The 20,262-nt window shown below is 66.9% G+C and carries 18 protein-coding genes; 10 read left to right on the plus strand and 8 right to left on the minus strand.

Features of this window, described 5'->3' with window-relative positions:
• Positions 1-6: 6 nt before the first annotated feature.
• A complete protein-coding gene (locus BLT73_RS09805) occupies positions 7-540 on the plus strand; it encodes a shikimate kinase (protein WP_090523387.1) in 534 nt (177 codons plus the stop codon).
• On the plus strand, positions 540-1,640 hold the full coding sequence (gene aroB / locus BLT73_RS09810) for a 3-dehydroquinate synthase (protein WP_090523389.1): 1,101 nt from the start codon (positions 540-542) through the stop codon (positions 1,638-1,640). The genes BLT73_RS09805 and aroB overlap by 1 nt, the downstream gene beginning before the upstream one ends.
• Positions 1,641-1,711: 71 nt before the next feature.
• Here aroB and BLT73_RS09815 read toward each other — a convergent pair whose 3' ends face one another.
• The gene (locus tag BLT73_RS09815) at positions 1,712-2,773 is read right to left on the minus strand and encodes a Hint domain-containing protein (protein ID WP_090523391.1); all 1,062 of its coding nucleotides are present in this window, start codon (positions 2,771-2,773) and stop codon (positions 1,712-1,714) included.
• Positions 2,774-3,018: 245 nt separating this feature from the next.
• The gene (gene ssb / locus BLT73_RS09820; RefSeq protein WP_090523394.1) at positions 3,019-3,534 is read right to left on the minus strand and encodes a single-stranded DNA-binding protein; all 516 of its coding nucleotides are present in this window, start codon (positions 3,532-3,534) and stop codon (positions 3,019-3,021) included.
• Between the two features lie 350 nt (positions 3,535-3,884).
• On the opposite strand from ssb, the gene BLT73_RS09825 reads away from it, so the two are divergent.
• Entirely contained in the window at positions 3,885-4,457 is a 573-nt protein-coding gene (locus BLT73_RS09825; RefSeq protein ID WP_245727236.1) for a lytic transglycosylase domain-containing protein, read from the plus strand.
• A gap of 81 nt (positions 4,458-4,538) precedes the next feature.
• Here BLT73_RS09825 and BLT73_RS09830 read toward each other — a convergent pair whose 3' ends face one another.
• Together BLT73_RS09830 and hemB are read right to left on the minus strand one after the other, a co-directional pair.
• Positions 4,539-5,123: a lipid-binding SYLF domain-containing protein gene (locus BLT73_RS09830; protein ID WP_090523399.1), complete on the minus strand. Its 585-nt coding sequence runs from the start codon at positions 5,121-5,123 to the stop codon at positions 4,539-4,541.
• A 47-nt stretch (positions 5,124-5,170) separates the two neighbouring features.
• Positions 5,171-6,169, minus strand: a complete 999-nt coding sequence (hemB, locus tag BLT73_RS09835) for a porphobilinogen synthase (protein ID WP_090523400.1) — start codon at positions 6,167-6,169, stop codon at positions 5,171-5,173.
• An 80-nt stretch (positions 6,170-6,249) separates the two neighbouring features.
• Between hemB and BLT73_RS09840 the strand changes: the two genes are divergently transcribed.
• The 4 genes from BLT73_RS09840 to BLT73_RS09855 are packed head-to-tail and all read left to right on the plus strand — an operon-like array spanning position 6,250 to position 12,035.
• Positions 6,250-6,822, plus strand: coding sequence for a hypothetical protein (locus BLT73_RS09840; protein ID WP_090523403.1), 573 nt, complete (start codon positions 6,250-6,252; stop codon positions 6,820-6,822).
• A gap of 52 nt (positions 6,823-6,874) precedes the next feature.
• Positions 6,875-10,315, plus strand: coding sequence for a transcription-repair coupling factor (gene mfd, locus BLT73_RS09845; RefSeq protein ID WP_090523405.1), 3,441 nt, complete (start codon positions 6,875-6,877; stop codon positions 10,313-10,315).
• Complete coding sequence (locus BLT73_RS09850; protein ID WP_090523408.1) at positions 10,312-11,439, plus strand: aminodeoxychorismate synthase component I; 1,128 nt, start codon at positions 10,312-10,314, stop codon at positions 11,437-11,439. Before mfd ends, BLT73_RS09850 begins: the two co-directional genes overlap by 4 nt.
• Complete coding sequence (locus tag BLT73_RS09855; protein WP_245727223.1) at positions 11,400-12,035, plus strand: aminotransferase class IV family protein; 636 nt, start codon at positions 11,400-11,402, stop codon at positions 12,033-12,035. Before BLT73_RS09850 ends, BLT73_RS09855 begins: the two co-directional genes overlap by 40 nt.
• An 84-nt stretch (positions 12,036-12,119) precedes the next feature.
• On the opposite strand, the gene BLT73_RS09860 is transcribed toward BLT73_RS09855, so the two are convergent.
• The 4 genes from BLT73_RS09860 to gloB all read right to left on the minus strand — a co-directional run bounded on the left by BLT73_RS09860 (position 12,120) and on the right by gloB (position 16,960).
• On the minus strand, positions 12,120-12,962 hold the full coding sequence (locus tag BLT73_RS09860; protein ID WP_090523412.1) for a YsnF/AvaK domain-containing protein: 843 nt from the start codon (positions 12,960-12,962) through the stop codon (positions 12,120-12,122).
• A 2-nt stretch (positions 12,963-12,964) separates the two neighbouring features.
• On the minus strand, positions 12,965-13,441 hold the full coding sequence (locus BLT73_RS09865; protein ID WP_090523414.1) for a YsnF/AvaK domain-containing protein: 477 nt from the start codon (positions 13,439-13,441) through the stop codon (positions 12,965-12,967).
• A 267-nt stretch (positions 13,442-13,708) separates the two neighbouring features.
• Positions 13,709-16,030, minus strand: coding sequence for an ATP-dependent Clp protease ATP-binding subunit ClpA (clpA, locus tag BLT73_RS09870; protein WP_090523417.1), 2,322 nt, complete (start codon positions 16,028-16,030; stop codon positions 13,709-13,711).
• Between the two features lie 186 nt (positions 16,031-16,216).
• Positions 16,217-16,960, minus strand: coding sequence for a hydroxyacylglutathione hydrolase (gloB, locus tag BLT73_RS09875; RefSeq protein WP_090523629.1), 744 nt, complete (start codon positions 16,958-16,960; stop codon positions 16,217-16,219).
• 64 nt (positions 16,961-17,024) lie between these two features.
• Between gloB and BLT73_RS09880 the strand changes: the two genes are divergently transcribed.
• The 3 genes from BLT73_RS09880 (at position 17,025) to atpA (ending at position 20,254) form a co-directional block, all read left to right on the plus strand.
• On the plus strand, positions 17,025-17,825 hold the full coding sequence (locus BLT73_RS09880) for a methyltransferase domain-containing protein (RefSeq protein WP_090523419.1): 801 nt from the start codon (positions 17,025-17,027) through the stop codon (positions 17,823-17,825).
• Positions 17,826-18,152: 327 nt separating this feature from the next.
• Complete coding sequence (locus BLT73_RS09885) at positions 18,153-18,719, plus strand: F0F1 ATP synthase subunit delta (RefSeq protein ID WP_090523422.1); 567 nt, start codon at positions 18,153-18,155, stop codon at positions 18,717-18,719.
• On the plus strand, positions 18,719-20,254 hold the full coding sequence (atpA, locus tag BLT73_RS09890) for a F0F1 ATP synthase subunit alpha (RefSeq protein WP_090523424.1): 1,536 nt from the start codon (positions 18,719-18,721) through the stop codon (positions 20,252-20,254). The genes BLT73_RS09885 and atpA overlap by 1 nt, the downstream gene beginning before the upstream one ends.
• The last annotated feature ends 8 nt before the right edge of the window (positions 20,255-20,262 follow it).

The raw sequence follows: 20,262 nt of genomic DNA on the forward strand, positions 1-20,262 counted from the left end.
AACAACATGCAGGGACATATCGCGCTTGTCGGCATGATGGGGGTCGGCAAGACCGCCGTGGGACAGGAGATCGCCCGCCAGCTCGGCGTCGCCTTCACCGACACCGATGCCGAGATCGAGCGCGCCGCGGCGATGAGCATCCCCGAGATCTTCGCCCGCGACGGCGAGGCGTTTTTCCGCGACCGCGAATCGGTGGTGCTGGCGCGCCTGCTGGACGGGGCGTGCGGCGTCATCTCGACCGGCGGCGGGGCCTGGATCCAGCCGCAGAACCGGACGCTGATCCGCGCCGCCGGGATCGCCGTCTGGCTGGAGGCCGATCTGGACACGCTGTGGCATCGCGTCCGGCAGCGCCCGACCCGGCCCTTGCTGATGACCGAGGATCCGCGCGGCACGCTGGTCGCGCTGATCGAGCAGCGCAGCCCGGTCTATGCGCGCGCCGATTTGCGGGTGCGCACCGATTCCCGTTCGGATATCGAGACCACGGCCGCGCGGGTGATCGCCGCCATCCGGCGCCACCAGCCACGGATACTGGAGAAGTGATGACCCTTGTTGTTCACGTCCCGCTCGGAGACCGGGCCTATGATGTCAGGATCGGCGCCGGGCTGATCGCCGATGCCGGAACGGAAATCGCGCCGATCCTGGCGCGGCCGCGGGTGATGATCGTCACGGATGAGCGCGTGGCTCCGCTGCATCTGCCGGCACTGGAGACCGCGCTGCGAAAGGCCGGGATCGATTCCGATTCGCTGATCCTTCCCGCCGGAGAGAGCACGAAATCCTGGCCCCATCTGAGCCGCGCCGTCGAATGGCTGCTGGAGCAGAAGGTGGAGCGGCGCGACGTGGTGGTGGCGCTCGGCGGCGGGGTGATCGGGGATCTGGTCGGGTTTGCCGCCGCGATCCTGCGGCGCGGGGTGCGCTTCGTGCAGATCCCGACGACGCTTCTGGCCCAGGTCGACAGCTCGGTCGGCGGCAAGACCGGCATCAACTCCGCCCAGGGCAAGAACCTGATCGGGGCGTTTCACCAGCCGTCGCTGGTCCTGGCCGATATCGGGGTGCTGGACACGCTGCGCCGCCGGGATTTTCTGGCCGGCTATGGCGAGGTGATGAAATACGGGCTGCTCGGCGATGCCGAATTCTTTGCCTGGCTCGAGGAACACGGCCCGCGCCTGCGCCACGATCTCGACGCCCGCGCCCATGCCGTCGCCCATTCGGTGGAGATGAAGGCCGGCATCGTGGCGCGGGACGAGACCGAGCAGGGCGAGCGGGCGCTGCTCAATCTCGGCCACACATTCGGTCATGCGCTCGAGGCCGCGACCGGCTATTCCGACCGGTTGCTGCATGGCGAAGGCGTCGCGATCGGCTGTGCGCTTGCCTTCGATCTGTCGGCAAGGATGGGGCTGTGCAGCCAGGAGGAGCCGTCGCGCGTCACCGCCCATCTGGCCGAGATGGGGATGCCGTCGCGCATCGCCGATATTCCCGGCGCGCTGCCCGATGACGCGGCGCTGATCGCGCTGATGGGGCAGGACAAGAAGGTCGTGGATGGCAGGCTGCGTTTCGTCCTGGCGCGCGAGATCGGCGCGGCCTTCGTGAGCGACGCGGTGGACCGGTCGGATCTGGCCGCGGTGCTGGCCGCGGCGCGCTGAGGCTGCCACGGCCATGGCCCGGCCGCCCGGACCCGCCACAAAGCCCGGGAGCGGCCGATCAGACTGCAGTTTCAGGCGGCGCTGAGTGGCAACTTGCCGTTCTTTGACAAGCGGTAGACGAGCTTTCTCTGCTGCGTATTCGCCGGAATCATCCGCGCGGGTGTGATCAGTTCGTCCGGATCGGCCAACTCGGGAAAAATCAACCGGATCTCATCCAACGCGGCAGGAGGCAGCATGATTCTGGCCTGCTCGCCGAGTAGCAGGCTCTCGCTCGTAGCGCCTTCGGCAAAGACGATTTCATGTTCATCGAACAGCAGATGGACATATTCGATCTCCGGGACCGACCAGTCGATCTCGATGCCGGGCAATTCGGTCAGCCGGATCGCGGAGACGAGCGCTTCGTCCTTGCCGAACATGCGCTGGCAGATCGGCGAGCTGACAAGCATGCGGTGCTGGCGCGAGACGCGCAGCTCGGCAACGGGAAGTCCGTTGCCGAGCGCGCCGGCCGCGATCTTGACCGGCCTCAGCCGGGGTTCGGAATCCATCCGGGCCGTCTCGATCCGACGGCAACCAACCCATCGCACGGTGCTGAGACCGCTGGCGGTGCGCACCTGATCGCCCGGACGGATGTCGCGGGCCGCCTTCGACCCGGTCGAGGTGTCGATCCGTGTCTCCCCCGCAAAGCAAAGCATGAGCGCGACATCGTCGAGCACAGCACCCAGGCCATCCTGCGGACCCAGCTCTGTGAAGCGCACCGTGTATGTGCCCGCCTCAGTGAACTCGACCGGGATCTTGAATGTCTGCATGGCATTCGCGGTGGGAAGGACATCCTGTGACACAAGGACCGCGCCGGTGCTGTCCAGGATTTCGACGCGCGCCCCCTCACCAACATCTGTCGCGAGATTCTTTCGCAGTCCGAGCAAGAATTGCAGCTCCGTCTCGATTGCGGACGGGACCGCGATATTCTGCTCGTAGACGGTCGTGACCTCCCCGGCCGAGCCGTCCATTTCAACGGCCCACCCTTTCACGGTGCCGCCGAAATAAGCCTGGCGCGGGTTGACCTCGTGGTCATTGCCGGACCAGTCCTGTCCCTTCAGTTCAAAATCACCATTCTTGATCAAATTGATTTTCATCGGAAGCGTGCCCTCTCATCTCAACGGCGGAAATTGATGACAATTTATGTAAAATATCATCTATTAAAAGTGTTATTTTTCAGTTAATTGAAGCGGGCAGCGTGTCGGCGTGTCAAGTTGGCTTGCCGCGTCGGCGCGGCGTCATCCGGCCTCGCTGACAACAACTCAAGACGCAAAAAAGGGCGCCCATCGGCGCCCTTTTCGCGGATAATCAATCCGCCGTTTTTGCCGCTTGTCGCGCAGGATCAGAACGGGATGTCGTCGTCGAAATCCGACCGGCCGCCACCGCCACCGCCGCCCGATGCGCTGCCGCCGCCCGACGGGCCGTCATCATAGCCGCCGCTGTCTCCATACCCGCCGCCGCCGCCGTAATTGCCGCCCGAGCCGCCGCTGCGCCCGCCGCCATCGCCGCGCCCGTCCAGCATCGTCAGCTCGCTGCGATAGGGGCGCAGCACGACCTCGGTGGTGTAGCGGTCCTGGCCGGACTGGTCCTGCCACTTGCGGGTCTCGAGCTGACCTTCCAGATAGACCTTGCTGCCCTTGCGCAGATATTGCTCGGCCACGCGGGCCAGCGGTTCGGCGAAGATGGCGACGGAGTGCCACTGCGTGCGCTCCTGCCGCTCGCCGGTGTTGCGGTCCTTCCACTGCTCGGATGTCGCGATGCGCAGGTTGACCACCTTGCCGCCGTTCTGGAACGTGCGGACCTCGGGGTCCTGACCCAGATTGCCGATCAGGATCACCTTGTTGACGCTGCCTGCCATGTCTTGCCTTTCCAATTCGGGTCACGCCGGTCTAACGCCGATGCGCGGCGGGGGGCAAGCGTTTTGCCGCCCGGCCGGTGGTGCAAAATCACCGCGCGTGCTGTTGCCGCGATGACACAGCTTGTGGTGGACTGCCGCCGGGCGAGCCCGGGACCGGACGTCGGCAAGAAAGCGCCGATCCGAGCGCCCGCCGGAACCGGCGGTGCATGGTGCTGGCGATATGGTTCATTTCGCGTATAGTCGGACAAAACAAACAGGCGCGAGTGAGGGATATGGTGTTTAAAGTGTTGAAAAAACTGGGCTTGTGCGCGCAGGTCGGCCTGATTGCGCTGAGCGTGAGCGTCACCGCCATGCCCGCCGCCGCCGATGGGCTGAACCTCAAGCGGGTCAGCGAGAAGAACCGCCAGGCCCAGTTCGCGCGCCAGAAGCAGCTGATGGATTCGCGGCTGGCGAGCCAGTATCAGCAGTCCAAGCGCCTGCGCCCGACGGGCCGTCAGACCGTCAACGTCACCACGATCGAGCTGTCGCCGACCATCTCGACCAAGGCCTATAGCGGCAAACGGTCCGCCTATATCCCCCACGCCCAGGCCATGGCCCGCAAATACGGCATTCCCGAGGCGCTGTTCCTGCGGCTGGTGAACCAGGAATCCCGCTGGAACCCGAATGCGCGCTCGCATAAGGGCGCGATGGGGCTGGCGCAGCTCATGCCGGGCACGGCGCGCACGCTGGGCGTGAACCCGCGCGATCCGGTGCAGAACCTGGAAGGCGGGGCGCGTTACCTGCGCATGATGTACAACAAGTTCGGTGACTGGCGACTGGCGCTTGCGGCCTATAATGCCGGTCCCGGCGCGGTGCAGAAATATGGCGGCATCCCGCCCTATCGCGAGACCCGGAACTATGTCCGGATCATCGCGGGGGGCTGATGCCGCCAAAACGAGGCAGCCGGTGAAAAAGGGGCCAATGCGGCCCCTTTTTCTATTCCCGCGGCGCAATGCAGGGCGGCGCTAGTTCCGCGCGCCGATCGAAGACGGGATGATGCGGGTGTATTTCGTGCCCTCGATCGCGGCGCCCGCCATGATGCCGGTCTGGCCGAACACCATCGCGATCACCGGGTGATTGCGCGTCACCGTGTCGGTGCCGAAGCTCATCCCCTCGGCCGGGACGGCGTAGAACGCGCCCGCGCCCGCCACCCAGCCGGGCGCGTTGCGGAAGTTTTCCAATGCACGGTCGGTCTGGAACACCAGCACATGGGCGAATTGCCGTGCGCCGGCCTGCAAGCCAATCGACGCCTGGGCGGCAGAATAGTAATCCACCGTCTGGCCGCCCACGCGCAGCGCGCCCTCGCCATAGGAGCCGCCGACGCCGAACCCGGCCTGGGTCATCACCGGCATCACCAGCACGCCGCGCGCGTTCTCGACCACCGGGCGGGCATTGGGATAGGTCGCGAAAAGCTCGTTCAGCGTGGCATTGACGCGGCTTTCCAGCGTCTGCGTGGCATTCGTCGCAAGCCCGTTATTGCACGCCGCGAGCGCGAGAGTTGCAGCGCCGCCGATGAACCCGCGCCGTGTCCAGACCTTGTGGTGTCCCATGGTGATACCCCCAGTATTTTGGGGATAGCTTAGCCAGTTTCGCGGCTTCAGGCCAGTGCTTCGGCGGCCTCTGGCGCGAAATAAGTCAGGATCCCGTCACAGCCCGCGCGGCGAAACGCCAGCAGGCTTTCCAGCATCACCTCGCGGCCCAGCCAGCCCTGCCGGATTGCGCCCTCGATCATCGCGTATTCGCCGCTGACCTGATAGGCGAAGGTGGGCGCGGCAAAGCGGTCGCGGACCTCGCGGCAGATATCCAGATAGGCCATGCCGGGCTTGACCATGACCATATCCGCGCCTTCCGACAGATCGCGGGCGACGCAGCGCAACGCCTCCTCGCGGTTGGCGGGGTTGATCTGATAGGTCTTCTTGTCGCCGACCAGCCGGCCGGACGCACCCACCGCGTCGCGGAACGGGCCGTAGAAGCCGCTGGCATATTTCGCCGCGTAGGACATGATCGCGACATCGCTGTGCCCATTTGCCTCCAGGGCCGTGCGGATCGCGCCGATCCGGCCGTCCATCATGTCGGAAGGGCCGAGGATATCCGCCCCGGCCTCTGCCTGGGCAAGCGCCATGCGCACCAGGCATTCGACGGTCTCGTCATTCACGATGACCCCGCCCCGCACGATGCCGTCATGGCCATTGGCGTTATAGGGGTCGAGCGCGATATCGGTCATCACCATCAGATCGGGCGCCGTCTCCTTCACGGCCCTGATGGCGCGGTTGCCGATATTGTCGGGGTCCCAGGCCCGCTCGCAGCTTTCCGTTCTGTGGTCCTGATCGGAATGCGGGAAGATGCAGATCGCAGGGATCCCGAGTTCCGCCGCGCGCTCCGCCGCCTGCCGCACCCCGTCCAACGTGTAGCGCCGCACGCCGGGCATGGAGGGGATGTCCACATCCGCGCCCGCCACCTCGGTCACGAAGACCGGCCAGATCAGGTCCGCCACCGACAGGGTGGTCTCCGTTACCATCGCCCGCAGCGCCGGGTTTCGGCGCAAGCGGCGCGGGCGGGAGTGCGGAAAGGGCGCGGTGATCGGGGCAGGGGACATGGCGCAGGGGCTTTCGGCTTTTCCTTGTTCGGCCCTTGTTCTAAGGTCGGCGCCTCGCCACGACAAGCAGGCAACCCCGCGTGCAGTTCCTTTCCGAAGCCCTGATCCTCCTCGATTCCCGGTCCTTTGCGTCGCCCTGGTTCTGGCTGGTCTTCTTTGCCGCCTGGTCGCTGGCCGGGCGCAGCGTGCTGGGCGTGCCGAGCGATGTGCTCAGCCGCGCCGGGCGCGCGCTGCGCGAGGATGCGGCCTCGACGCCTGCCGAGGCCGCGATGCTGCTCGACTGGCTCAGGTTGAACATCCCGCGCATGCGCATCGGGCGGCGGGGCGGCGCGGTGCTGACCGGGCTGAGCTGCTTCGGGCTGACGCTGCTGGCGTTGCTCGGCTTCGGCTACGGTCTGGAAATGGCGCAGGCGCTGAGCCTGATCCTGATCCCGATGGCGCTGCTGTTTGCGCTGCGGCTGCGGCTTGCCCATCATCTTCGCTGGGTGCTGGAAGCCGCGCATCTGGGTCAGCCCGCGCGCGAGGCGGCGGCGCAAGCCCTGCGGCGGATCAACCGCTATCGCACTGTCCACGCCGTGATCTCGGTGCTGTCGGTGATGGCGACGGCGCTGTGGGCCTCGCTCTGGCTGCTGACGCATCCCAACGGGCTGTGACGGCGCGGCGCGGCGCGCTTGACCTTCGGCACAGGCAAGTTATCTGGACCACATGGCTGAAAACATCACCCTCTCCGGCGCGCCTTCGGGCTATGACGCGGCCCTGCTGGCGCGGGAGGCCGCGCGCGGTCCCGTCATCCATATCGCCCGCGACGACCGCCGGGCAGAGGCGATGCGCGAGGGGCTGCGCTTCTTCGCGCCCGAGCTGACCGTGCTGGACTTCCCGGCCTGGGACACCACGCCTTACGACCGCGTCTCGCCCGCCGCCGAGGTGATGGCATCGCGCATGGCGACGCTGGCCATGCTGGCGCACGAGGCGGTGCCGGGGCGGTTCGTCGTGCTGACCACGCTGAACGCGGCGCTGCAGCGCGTGCCGCCGCGCGACACGGTGGCCGCGGCGAGCTTTACCGCACGGGTCGGGGATCGCATGGACGAGGCCGGGCTGCGGGGCTGGCTGGTGCGGATGGGCTTTACGCAGGCCCCGACCGTGACCGAGCCGGGCGATTACGCCATTCGCGGCGGGATCATCGACATCTTTCCGCCCGGCCCGTCCGGCCCGATCCGGCTGGACCTGTTCGGGGATGTTCTGGACAGCGCGCGCCGCTTCGACCCCGAAACCCAGCGCAGCGCCGGCAAGCTGGACCGGCTGGAGCTGGTGCCCATGTCCGAGGTGATCCTGGACGACGACGCCATCACGCGCTTCCGCACCACCTACCGCGCCGAATATGGCGGCGGCTCCAGCGATCCGCTTTACGAAGCCGTCAGCGCGGGCCGCAAGCTGGCCGGAGTCGAGCATTGGCTGCCCTGGTTCCATGACCGGCTGGACAGCCTGTTCGACTACCTGCCCGAGGCCTCGGTGATGCTGGACGACCGGCTGGACCAGGTCCGCGAAGCCCGGTGGGAGATGATCCGCGAGCAGTATTCTGCGCGGCGCGAGGCGGCCGGTCGGCGGGTGGGCGAGACAATCTATCGCCCGGTCGCGCCGGAGACGCTGTTTGCGGGCGATGCGGAATGGTCCGGCTGGCTGGATGATCGCCGCGTGCTGCGCCTGTCCGTGAATGCCGCGCCGCCGGGGCCGGGCGTGCTGGATGCGGGCGGCAAGACCGGGCGGAACTTCGCGCCCGAGCGGCAGGCGGAACAACTCGATCTGTTCGGCGCGCTCGCCGCGCATCTGCGCGATTTGCGCAAGACCCACCGCGTCGTGATCGCGTCCTTCAGCGATGGTGCGCGGGAACGGCTGCGCGGGCTGATCGCCGATGAGGGCGTCGAGGGGGCCACGGATATCGCGCGGCTGTCGGATCTGCCCGATCAGCCCGGCGCGCTCGGCCTGACCGTCTGGCCACTGGAGGAGGGGTTTACCGCCGATGGCAGCGCGGTCGGCAAGCTCGCGGTGATCTCGGAGCAGGATGTACTGGGCGACCGGCTGATAAGGGGTGCGCGCAAGCGGCGGCGGGCCGAGAACTTCCTGAAGGACACGACCGCGCTGACCCCCGGCGATCTGGTGGTGCATGTCGAACACGGGATCGGGCGCTACAAGGGGCTGGAGACGATCACCGCGGGTGGCGTGCCGCATGATTGCGTGGCGCTCGAATATGCGGGCGGCGACCGGCTGTTCCTGCCGGTCGAGAATATCGAGCTGCTCAGCCGTTACGGGCATGAAGAGGGGCTTCTGGATAAGCTCGGCGGCGGGGCGTGGCAGGCGCGGAAGGCCCGGCTGAAAGAACGCATCCGCCTGATTGCCGACCGGCTGATGCGGGTGGCGGCGGAACGGCTGCTGCGCACCGCGCCGGTGCTGGAGCCGGAGCATCACGACTGGGAAAGCTTTTCCGCGCGCTTCCCCTATACCGAGACCGATGACCAGATGGCGGCGATTGACGATGTCGCGGCGGATCTGGCGACGGGCCGGCCCATGGACCGGCTGATCGTCGGCGATGTCGGTTTCGGCAAGACCGAAGTGGCGATGCGCGCGGCCTTTATCGCGGCGTCCCAGGGCAAGCAGGTGGCGGTGATCGCACCCACCACGCTGCTGGCGCGGCAACATGCCCGCAGCTTTGCCGAACGGTTCCGGGGCACGGCGCTGAATGTGCGCGCGCTGTCGCGGTTTGTGTCCGCGAAAGAGGCGGCGGCGACGCGGGCAGGCCTCGCCGATGGCAGTGTCGATATTGTCGTCGGCACCCATGCGGTGCTGGCCAAGGCGGTGAAGTTCCGCAATCTCGGCCTGCTGGTCATCGACGAGGAACAGCATTTCGGCGTCTCGCACAAGGAACGGCTGAAGGAGCTGCGCAGCGATGTCCATGTCCTGACCATGACGGCGACGCCGATCCCGCGCACGCTGCAACTCTCCTTGTCCGGTGTGCGTGATCTGTCGGTCATCGGCACGCCGCCGGTGGATCGTCTGGCGATCCGCACCTATGTCAGCGAGTTCGACAGCGTCACCATCCGCGAGGCCCTGCTGCGCGAGAAATATCGCGGCGGGCAAAGTTTCTTCGTCGTCCCTCGCATCGCCGATCTGCCGGAAATCGAGGATTGGCTGCGCGAGCGTGTGCCGGAAATCAGCTTTGTCGTCGCCCACGGCCAGATGGCGGCGGGCGATCTGGATCAGCGGATGAACGCGTTTTATGACGGGCAGTACGACGTGCTGCTGGCGACGACCATCGTGGAATCGGGTCTGGATATTCCGACCGCGAACACGATGGTGGTCTGGCGCGCGGATATTTACGGCCTCGCGCAGCTTTACCAGATCCGGGGCCGGGTGGGCCGGTCGCGGACCCGCGCCTATTGCTACCTGACCACGAAACCCCGCGCGCCGCTGACCCCGCAGGCCGAACGGCGGCTGAAATTCCTCGGCAATATCGACGGGCTGGGGGCCGGGTTCAATCTGGCGTCGCAGGATCTCGATCTGCGCGGGGCGGGGAACCTGCTGGGCGAGGAGCAATCCGGCCATATCAAGGAGGTCGGGTTTGAACTCTATCAGGCGATGCTGGAGGAAACCATCGCCAAGCTCAAATCCGGCGAACTCGAGGGCACGCCCGAGGATGAATGGGCGCCGCAGCTCAATCTCGGTGTGCCGGTGACGATCCCGGAAAGCTACATCGCCGATCTGGATGTGCGGCTGGGTCTCTATCGCCGCCTGTCGGACATCACCACCAAAGTGGAGATGGAGGGGTTCGCGGCCGAGCTGCACGACCGCTTCGGCCCGGTCCCGCGCGAGGTGAACATGCTAATGAACGTGATCCGCATCAAGGCGATGGCGAAACGCGCCAATATCGCGAAGCTGGATGCCGGGCCGAAAGGGGCCACGGTGCAGTTCCACAATGACAAGTTTCCGAACCCGTCGGGGCTTGTGCAGTTCCTCAACGATCAGCGCGGACAGGCCAAGGTGGCCGACAACAAGATCGTCATCCGCCGCGACTGGAACAGCGATGGCGACCGCATCAAGGGCGCCTACGGCATCGCCCGCGACCTGGCGGCCAAGGCGAAGGCGGCCGGTTGAGCGGGCAGGTCCGGTTCGATCGCGGCCCGCTGGGGGACGGCACGCTGTTTGCCGATCCCGGCGCGATGATCCGCGCCGATCATCCGGGCGAGGTGGACGAGGCGCTCGACGCGATGGAGGCGGCGCAGGCGCGCGGCAAATGGCTGGCCGGGTATCTGTCCTATGAACTCGGATACGCGCTGAGCGAGCGGCTGCTGCCGAAGATGCCGCCCGACCGGCCGGTGCCGCTGATCCTGATGGGCGTGTTCGACGCGCCGCGCCCGGCCGGGCCGCTGCCGCATGGCGGCGCGGTGCGGATCGGTGCGGCCCACCCGTGCTGGAGCCGCGCGCGATACGACCGCGCGATGGCGGCTGTGCATCGCTATATCGAGGCGGGCGATTGTTATCAGGTCAACCTGACCTTTCCGATGACAGCCAATGCGGGGGGTGATCCGCTGGCGATCCACGCGGCTCTCGCGCGCCGCCAGCCGGTCAGCGAGGGCGCGTTCGTCGATCTTGGCGGGCCGGTGGTGCTGTCGCGCAGCCCGGAGCTGTTCTTTGCCGTCGATGCGGATCGCCGCATCGTCACCCGCCCGATGAAGGGCACGCGGCCGCGCGGGGCGACGCCGGGCGAGGATGCGGCGCTTGCGCGCGCGTTGCAGTGTTCGGAGAAGGACCGCGCCGAGAACCTGATGATCGTCGACCTGCTGCGCAACGACATCAGCCGGGTCTGCCGCCCCGGCTCGGTCCGGGTGCCCGCGCTGTTCGAGATCGAGCGCTACGCGACGCTTCACCAGATGACCTCGACCGTGGAAGGCGTGCTGACCGAGACGGCCGGGCTGGGCGGGATCCTGCGCGCGCTGTTTCCCTGCGGCTCGATCACCGGCGCGCCGAAGATCCGCGCGATGGAGATCATTGCAGAGCTGGAACAGGCCCCGCGCGGGGTGTATTGCGGCGCCATCGGCTGGGCCGCGCCGGACGGGCAGGCCCGGTTCTCCGTCGCCATCCGCTCGCCCATGCTGACCGCGCCGGGATGCTTGCAACTCAATGTCGGCGGCGGCATCGTCCATGACAGCCGCGCCGGATCGGAATGGGAGGAAGCGCTGTGCAAATCCGCGTTCCTGGCGCTGTCCCCGACGGGCTGACCATCATCGAGACCATGCGGGCGGACCCGGAGGGCGAGATCGCCCTGCTGGACCGGCACCTGGCCCGGCTGCGCCGTGACTGCGCCGCGGTGGGGTTCCCGCTCGATCAGGGCGATGTGGCGCGGGCGCTTGCAACGCTGCCGCGCGGTGCGGTGCACCGGGTGCGTCTGACGGTGGATGCGGCGGGGCAGGTGGCGGTAACAACTCAGCCGCTCGACCCCGATCCGCCGGTCTGGCGCGTCGCGGTCTCGGAGATCCGGCTGGAAAGCGCCGATCCCTGGCTGCGGATCAAATCCTCGCACCGCCCGGCCTATGATGCGGCCCGCGCCGCGATGCCGGCGGGCTGCGACGAGGTCTTGCTGATGAATGAGCGCGGCGAGCTGTGCGAGGGCAGCATCACCAGCCTGTTCATCCGCCGCGGCCGCACCCTGCTGACCCCGCCGCGCGCATGCGGGCTGCTGCCGGGCATCCTGCGCGAGACATTGCTCGCCTCCGGCGCGGCGCGGGAGGCGGTGCTGCGATCGGGCGATCTGGAAGGCGCGGATGTGCTGTGCGGCAATGCCCTGCGCGGGCTGATCCCGGCGCGGCTGATCTGATCCGCGAGACGGGCGGCCCGGAACGCGAAACAGGCGGCCCGGAGGCCGCCTGTCGCGTCGGGTGGTTACGAACGGCTAGGCCGCTCAGATCCGGCGGTCGGGATCATTGGGGTCGCGGCGGATCTCGTTGCCATCCTCGTCGATCTCGACCTCGGTCTTGCGGACCGTGTCCTCGACCTGCTCGACATGGCTCTCGCGGGTCTTGTTGAGCTCGATCTCCTCGACCACGCGGGCATCCTTCTCGACCACCGCCTCCTCGGCATGGCGGCGCGCCTCGATGGTGCGCTCCTCGAACGCATCGGCGCCGGCCGGGCGATCCACTGCGCGGCGCTCGACCTCGACCTGCTCGCTGGTCAGCTCGACCTCTTCGCTGACCGGGACTTCGCGGACATAGGAGCGCACGCGCACCGTGCCCATATCCACGTCCCGCTTGCCGACGCGAAGCTGTTCCTCGACCACGTCGATCGTTTCGCGATCAGTGTCGACGGCGCCCGGATCGCGCGCCGGGGCGGCGGCCATGCCGGCCGCGGCACCTGCGCCGACATAAGCGGTCTGATCCCAGCCATCGTCGCGCCATTCATTCTCGCGCTGATCCAGATCGACCGACCCTTCGCGTTCGAGGATTTCGCGCGCGGGCTCGGCCAGGTCGTCGGGCACGTTGGTCGCGGCCACCAGATAGCCGCCGCGGCTGAGCCCCTCGGCATAGGCCGCGCGGTCCTCATCGGGAAAGAAGAAATCGCCGAGCGCGTCGAAGAAGCCGCGGCTTTCGTTCTCCTCGTGGCGGACCTCGCCATATCCGGGATTGTTCTCGCCATGCATGACCACGTCGGTGGCCCCGATCTCGCGCAGCGCGGCGGCGGCGCGTTCGGCTTCGTTCCGGTTGTCGAACATCGCGGACAGGGTCCGGCCAGTGTTTTCGTAATTCATGGTCACTTCCTTTTCATGATGTCTGTGTCGTCCAGCGGATCCGCGCCGGGGGGCGGATCTTCCGCCTCCAGCTCGGTCTCGATGAGCCGCTGGCGGCGCAGCGTGACGGGAACCTCGACCGTTTCGCGGGTCTCGGTCCTTACCAGATGCACTTCCTCGACCAGCACGAGCTCGGTGCGCAGCACCGCGCGCTCTTCGAGGACGGGGATGATGGTGACGCCGTCTTCCTCGCGGATCGCGGGCGCCTCCTCCACCACCTCGTCGCGGGGGATGCGTCGGATCTCGACATGGCCTTGCCGCAACTCGGCGCTGAGCAGCTCGTCGCGATGCTCGGTCACGCTGTCCAGCCGGACCCCGCCGCGATCCACGACGCGCTTGACGATCCGCGCCGTCTCCTCGGCGACCTCCATCGTCTCTCGCGCGTCGTCATCTGCCGGGATGCGGTGGCCAGTCGAGGCCTTGTCATCGAAATCCGCCACCGGGGCCTCCCTCTCGCAGTTGCACCGCAAGGCAAACCCGCGAGCGTCCCGGCGGTTCTGCTAATCTAAGTTAGCGGAACCGACCCAGGGTTGTGCTGGGGTGGAAAAGTCCAGCCGGATCAGAAGGCTGCGCGGCCCAGGCCTGACGAGCGCCCACACGCGCAGCCGCGATGCCGCGCGGCCGGAGGCTGTGCTCAGCGTCGGCCATGAAAAAGGGGCGCCAGCGGCGCCCCGTTTCATCGCGTCGGACCGGATCCGGTCACAGCCTCAGTCGGCCGTCAGCAGCTTGGTGCTGTTCGCGCCCCCGATGCGCGGCGCGTCGGGGCCGGAGATCTCGAAGACCGGCTTGTCATCCTCGATCCGCACCTTGACCACCCCGCCCTTGGTCAGGCGGCCGAACAGCAATTCCTCGGCCAGCGGTTTCTTGATGCTTTCCTGGATGACGCGGCCCAGCGGGCGGGCGCCCATTTTGTCGTCGTAGCCGCGTTCCGCCAGCCAGTTCGCCGCCGCCGGGGTCAGCTCGATATGGACGTTGCGGTCCATGAGCTGCGCCTCGAGCTGGAGGACGAATTTCTCGACCACCTGCACGATCACCTCGCGCGAGAGCGGCGCGAAGCTGATGATCGCATCCAGCCGGTTGCGGAATTCCGGGGTGAAGGTCTTCTCGATGGCCTCCGTATCCTCGCCCTCGCGGCGGTCGCGGCCGAAGCCGATCGCGGCCTTGGCCAGATCCGCCGCACCCGCGTTCGAGGTCATGATCAGCACGACATTGCGGAAATCCACCGTCCGGCCGTTATGGTCGGTCAGCTTGCCGTGATCCATCACCTGCAGCAGGATGTTGTAGACATCCGGATGCGCCTTCTCGATCTCGTCGAGCAGCAGCACGCAATGCGGATGCTGATCCACCCCGTCGGTCAGCAGCCCGCCCTGGTCGAAGCCGACATAGCCGGGCGGTGCGCCGATCAGCCGCGAGACGGCATGTTTCTCCATATATTCGGACATGTCGAAGCGCAGCAGCTCGACACCCAGCGAATCCGCCAGTTGCTTGGCCACCTCGGTCTTGCCGACGCCGGTCGGGCCCGCGAACAGGTAGTTGCCGATGGGTTTTTCCGGCTCGCGCAGCCCGGCGCGCGACAGCTTGATGGCCGAGGACAGCGCGTCGATGGCCGCATCCTGTCCGAACACCACCCGCTTGAGCGTCGCGTCCAGATCGCGCAGCACTTCGGCATCGTCCTTGGAGACCTTCTTGGGCGGGATCCGGGCGATCTTGGCCACCACCGCCTCGATCTCGCGCGGCGAGATGGTCTTGCGGCGCTTGGATTCGGTCACAAGATGCTGCGCCGCCCCGGCCTCGTCGATCACGTCGATGGCGCTGTCGGGCAGCTTGCGGTCGTTGATGTAGCGGCTGGCCAGTTCCACCGCCGTCTTGATCGCGTCATTGGTATAGCGCAGCTCGTGATGCGACTCGAAATGCGGCTTCAGCCCCATCAGGATCTTGATGGAATCCGGCACGGAGGGCTCGTTCACGTCGATCTTCTGGAAGCGCCGCGAGAGCGCCCGGTCCTTCTCGAAATGCTGCCGGAACTCCTTGTAGGTGGTCGAGCCCATGCAGCGCAGCTTGCCGCCGGCAAGCGCGGGCTTGAGCAGGTTCGAGGCATCCATCGCGCCCCCCGAGGTCGCGCCCGCGCCGATCACCGTGTGGATCTCGTCGATGAACAGGATCGCGTCGTCGTGGTTTTCCAGCTCCTTGACGACCGCCTTCAGCCGCTCCTCGAAATCGCCGCGATAGCGGGTTCCGGCCAGAAGCGCGCCCATGTCGAGCGAATAGATCGTGGCCCCGGCGAGGACATCGGGGGTCTCGCCCTCGACGATCTTCTTGGCCAGCCCCTCCGCGATGGCGGTCTTGCCGACGCCCGGATCGCCCACCAGAAGCGGGTTGTTCTTGCGCCGCCGGCACAGCACCTGGATGCAGCGCTCCACCTCGGATTCGCGGCCGATCAGCGGATCGACATCGCCGCCGATCGCCTTGGCGTTCAGATCGACGCAGTATTTATCAAGCGCGGTCTCGTCCTTCTGCGCCTGCGGCTGCGGCTCGTCCTGCTGGTTCTGTTCGGCGCCGGTCACCGGGCGCGCCTCGTTGAAATCGGGGTTCTTGGCCACGCCATGGGCGATGAAGTTCACCGCGTCATAGCGGGTCATGTCCATTTCCTGCAGGAAATAGGCGGCGTGGGATTCGCGTTCGGCGAAGATCGCGACCAGCACATTCGCGCCCGTCACCTCTGCCCGGCCGGAGGACTGGACATGGATCGCGGCCCGCTGGATCACCCGCTGGAAGGCGGCGGTCGGCACGGCTTCAGAGCCGTCGATATCGGTCACCAGCGTGGACAGGTCGTCATCGATGAAATCGTTCAGGCTCTGGCGCAGCTCTGCCAGATCGACATTGCAGGCACGCATGACGCGCACCGCATCGGGTTCGTCGGTCAGCGCCAGCAGCAGATGTTCCAGTGTCGCCAGTTCATGCCGGCGTTCATTGGCAAGCGCGAGCGCTGCGTGGATGGCCTGTTCCAGCGAGGTCGAGAATGAGGGCACGTGCATCTCCTGTCAGTCTGTCCGGCGGTTTGGACCGACGGCCCACCTGCACAGACTGTCATCGTAGCTTTAAGGATTGGTGGATTCCGCGGCGTTGCAAGTCAATTTTGCGCGCTTGCTGCGAAATCCTGCCTTGATGGTCACAATTTGGGCGCAGCGCCGCGGGGATTCAAGATGGGCGGGCGTTCAGAAATCATCCTTCATCTGCCGCAGCCGCGCAAAGGCCGCAGCCGCATCGTCAAGGCCGAGGGACGGGGCGAGATCGCCCGCGCGTAGGAACGGGTTGGTCGCGCGCTCCTCGTCCAGCGTGGTGGGCGCGCAGGGGCGGGTGCCCGATGCCGTCTCCTCCAGCCGCGCCCGCAGCGCCGCATTGCCGTCATCGACGCTCAGCGCGAAGGCCCCGTTGCTCGCGCAGTAGTCATGGCCGGAACAGATCAGCGTGTCGCCCGGCAGCGCGTTCAGCCGCGTCAGGCTGTCCCACATCATCGCCGCATCGCCCTCGAAGAGCCGCCCGCAGCCAAGCGCCATCAGGCTGTCGCCGGTGAAGGCGGCTTGGGCGTCGGGCAGGTAAAACGCGATATGGCCGACCGTGTGGCCCGACACGTCGATCACCTGGGCGGAGAGCCCCGCGGCCTGGGTGGTCTCGCCCGCTGCCACCGCGTCATCGAGACCGGGCAGGCGCTTGGCATCCGCCTTGGCGCCGGTGACGCGTGCGCCGGTTTTCTCCACCAGCTCCGCCACCCCGTCGATATGGTCGCCGTGGTGATGGGTCAGCAGGATCTGGTCGAGCGACCATCCCCGCCCGGACAGCGCATCGAGGATCGGCCCGGCTTCAGGCGCGTCGAACAGCGCCGTGCGGCCATTGGCGTGCAGAAGATAGGCGTAATTGTCCCGCAGGCAGCGGATGGTGACGATCTCGGCTTCGGACATTGCAACCTCATCTGTTTTGCGGGCAGTGTGAAGCGCGAGACCGACCACCGCAACCCGGACCTCCATGCATCACGACGTGATCGAGCTGCGCCGTTTCTATTACACCCGCACATTGGGCCGGGTGGCGCAGCGCATCCTGCGCGACCGGCTGGTGGCGAACTGGCCCGCAGCGCAGGCCACGGGAATGAGCGTCGGCGGGTATGGTTTCGCGGTGCCGATGCTGCGGCCGTATCTGGCGCATGCCCGGCGGGTGATCGGGCTGATGCCGGGGCCGCAGGGTGTGATGGCCTGGCCGGCGGGGGCGGAGAACCATTCCGTGCTGTGCGATGAGACCGCCTGGCCGCTGGAGACCGGCCGGCTGGACCGGCTGGTGATGTTGCACGGGCTGGAGACCTCCGACCACCCCTCGGCCCTGCTGGCGGAGGCGTGGCGGGTGCTGGGGCCGGGCGGTCGGATGGTGGTGATGGTGCCCAACCGCGCCGGGCTGTGGGCGCGGACCGAAAGCACGCCGTTCGGCTTCGGGCGCAGCTACACGGCGGGCCAGCTTGAACGCCAGGCCGAGGCGGCGGGCTTCGTCACCGAACGCTCGGGGGCGGCCATCTACGTGCCGCCATCGGATCGCCGGTTCTGGCTGCGCAGTGCGGTCTGGTGGGAAGGCGTGGGCGCGCGGATCTCGTCGATGCTGGTGGCCGGGGTGATCTGGGCGGAATTCTCCAAGCAGGTCCATGCGCCGGTGGATGGCGCGCGCCGGATCACCGTGCCCAGCCCGCTCGACATGCTGGAGGGAATCGCCCGGCCCCGCCCGGCGGGACGCCCGGTTGCCGGGGGCGCGGGGCAGGGCAGATGGCCCCGGCCGGGGGGCTGAGCGGCTGCCGCGGTCGGCACGCCCCTGCCGGGGGAAATATTTCTGCGACGCGGCAATCCCGGCCGGTTCCTGCTGCGGTTGCAAAAATGTCAGGATTTCCTGCGCATTTTCGCCGCCTGCGCGCCGTCTGCCGCGCCCGCTCTGCGACAGCGGCCAAAAACCGTGCAAAGCCGGGCTTCAAGGCGGTTGCGGGTGCGGGAAACAATTGCTAGAGACCACCCCGAGATAACGGGCCGGTGAGGCCCGCCCCAAGACCCGCGCGCGCCCCGCGACCGACCGCCCCGCCAAGGGACGGCCTGCCGGCGGGGCTACGCGCAAACCGGAAGGATGACCGTGGCAAACTCCGCTTCGATTTCCGCTTCGATCGCCGGGCGCTATGCGCAGGCCTTGTTCGACATCGTCAAGGAGTCCGGGGGCATCGACCGTCTCGCCAGCCAGACCGACGAACTCGGCGTGGCCATCGATGACAGCGCGGAACTGCGCGACCTGATCTCCTCTCCCATCTACAGCCGGTCGCAGCAGGGCGAGGGGATCGCCGCCATCGCCGCGAAGATGGGGCTGGAGGCGCCGCTGGCCAACACGCTGAAGCTGATGGCCCAGAACCGCCGCCTGTTCACCCTGCCGCAATTCGTGAGCCGGTTGAAATCGCTCATCGCCAATGAGCGCGGCGAAGTCACCGCCGATGTCGTTTCCGCCGTGGCGCTGAGCGACGAACAGAAAAAGCGTCTGACCGACACGCTGGCCGAGAAATCGGGCAAGACGGTCAAACTGAACGCGCGCGTCGATGAGAGCCTCATCGGCGGCATGATTGTCAAGCTGGGCTCGCAGATGATCGACAGCTCGATCCGCTCGAAGCTCGCTTCCCTTCAGAATGTCATGAAAGAGGTCGGATAATGGGAATCCAGGCTGCCGAAATTTCGGCGATCCTCAAGGATCAGATCAAGAACTTCGGTCAGGATGCCGAAGTGGCCGAAGTGGGCCAGGTGCTGTCGGTCGGTGACGGGATTGCCCGCGTCTATGGTCTGGACAAGGTGCAGGCCGGCGAGATGGTGGAATTCCCCGGCGGCGTGCGCGGCATGGTGCTGAACCTGGAAACCGACAATGTCGGCGTCGTCATCTTCGGGGACGACCGCGACATCAAGGAAGGCGACACGGTCAAGCGCACCAACTCCATCGTGGAAGTGCCGACCGGCAAGGGCCTGCTGGGCCGCGTTGTGGACGGCCTGGGCAACCCGATCGACGGCAAGGGACCGATCGCCGATCCGACCATGGCCGTGGCCGACGTGAAGGCGCCGGGCATCATGCCGCGGAAATCCGTGCATGAGCCGATGGCGACCGGCCTGAAATCGGTGGACGCGATGATCCCCGTCGGCCGCGGTCAGCGCGAACTCATCATCGGTGACCGTCAGACCGGTAAGACCGCCCTGGCGCTCGACACGATCCTGAACCAGAAGAACTATAACGGCCGTGAAGATGACGGCATGAAGACGCTCTACTGCATCTATGTCGCCGTCGGCCAGAAACGCTCGACCGTCGCGCAGCTGGTGCAGAAGCTGGAAGAGACCGGCGCGATGGAATACTCCATCGTCGTGGCCGCGACCGCGTCCGACCCGGCACCGATGCAGTATCTCGCGCCCTATTCGGCCACCGCGATGGGCGAGTATTTCCGCGATAACGGCATGGACGCGCTGATCATCTATGACGATCTGTCCAAGCAGGCCGTGGCCTATCGCCAGATGTCGCTGCTGCTGCGCCGCCCGCCGGGGCGCGAGGCATATCCGGGCGACGTGTTCTATCTGCATTCCCGCCTGCTGGAGCGTTCGGCCAAGCTGAACGAGAATTACGGCGGCGGCTCGCTGACCGCGCTGCCGATCATCGAAACCCAGGCGGGCGACGTTTCGGCCTATATCCCGACCAACGTGATCTCGATCACCGACGGCCAGATCTTCCTGGAAACCGATCTGTTCTTCCAGGGCATCCGCCCGGCCGTGAACACCGGCCTGTCGGTGTCGCGCGTGGGGTCTGCCGCGCAGACCAAGGCGATGAAATCGGTGGCCGGCCCGGTCAAGCTGGAACTGGCGCAGTATCGCGAGATGGCGGCCTTCGCGCAGTTCGGCTCCGATCTCGACGCGGCGACGCAGAAACTTCTGAACCGTGGCGCGCGCCTGACCGAGCTGATGAAGCAGCCGCAATACCACCCGCTGACCAACGCCGAGATCGTGATCGTGATCTATGCCGGGACGCATGGTTACGTGGACGATATCCCGGTGGGCGAGGTCGTCGCGTGGGAACAGGGGCTGATCCAGTATCTGCGCAACCAGAAAGCCGATCTTCTGGACGACATCACCAAGAACGACCGCAAGGTCGCCGGTGATCTGGAAGACGCGATCAAGGCTGCTCTGGACGCTTACAACAAAACCCGCGCCTGAGAGGAGGG

Source organism: Paracoccus isoporae, from assembly GCF_900101865.1.
Lineage (GTDB): Bacteria > Pseudomonadota > Alphaproteobacteria > Rhodobacterales > Rhodobacteraceae > Paracoccus > Paracoccus isoporae.

Excerpts from the sequence above, each read along its gene's own strand:
- BLT73_RS09885 (WP_090523422.1), top strand. The coding sequence starts at position 18,153 with ATGACCGTGGCAAACTCCGCTTCGATTTCCGCTTCGATCGCCGGGCGC.
- BLT73_RS09880 (WP_090523419.1), top strand. The coding sequence starts at position 17,025 with ATGCATCACGACGTGATCGAGCTGCGCCGTTTCTATTACACCCGCACA.
- BLT73_RS09815 (WP_090523391.1), bottom strand. The coding sequence starts at position 2,773 with ATGAAAATCAATTTGATCAAGAATGGTGATTTTGAACTGAAGGGACAG.
- BLT73_RS09805 (WP_090523387.1), top strand. The coding sequence starts at position 7 with ATGCAGGGACATATCGCGCTTGTCGGCATGATGGGGGTCGGCAAGACC.
- BLT73_RS09825 (WP_245727236.1), top strand. The coding sequence starts at position 3,885 with ATGCCCGCCGCCGCCGATGGGCTGAACCTCAAGCGGGTCAGCGAGAAG.
- BLT73_RS09830 (WP_090523399.1), bottom strand. The coding sequence starts at position 5,123 with ATGGGACACCACAAGGTCTGGACACGGCGCGGGTTCATCGGCGGCGCT.
- mfd (WP_090523405.1), top strand. The coding sequence starts at position 6,875 with ATGGCTGAAAACATCACCCTCTCCGGCGCGCCTTCGGGCTATGACGCG.
- aroB (WP_090523389.1), top strand. The coding sequence starts at position 540 with ATGACCCTTGTTGTTCACGTCCCGCTCGGAGACCGGGCCTATGATGTC.
- ssb (WP_090523394.1), bottom strand. The coding sequence starts at position 3,534 with ATGGCAGGCAGCGTCAACAAGGTGATCCTGATCGGCAATCTGGGTCAG.
- gloB (WP_090523629.1), bottom strand. The coding sequence starts at position 16,960 with ATGTCCGAAGCCGAGATCGTCACCATCCGCTGCCTGCGGGACAATTAC.
- atpA (WP_090523424.1), top strand. The coding sequence starts at position 18,719 with ATGGGAATCCAGGCTGCCGAAATTTCGGCGATCCTCAAGGATCAGATC.
- BLT73_RS09860 (WP_090523412.1), bottom strand. The coding sequence starts at position 12,962 with ATGAATTACGAAAACACTGGCCGGACCCTGTCCGCGATGTTCGACAAC.
- hemB (WP_090523400.1), bottom strand. The coding sequence starts at position 6,169 with ATGTCCCCTGCCCCGATCACCGCGCCCTTTCCGCACTCCCGCCCGCGC.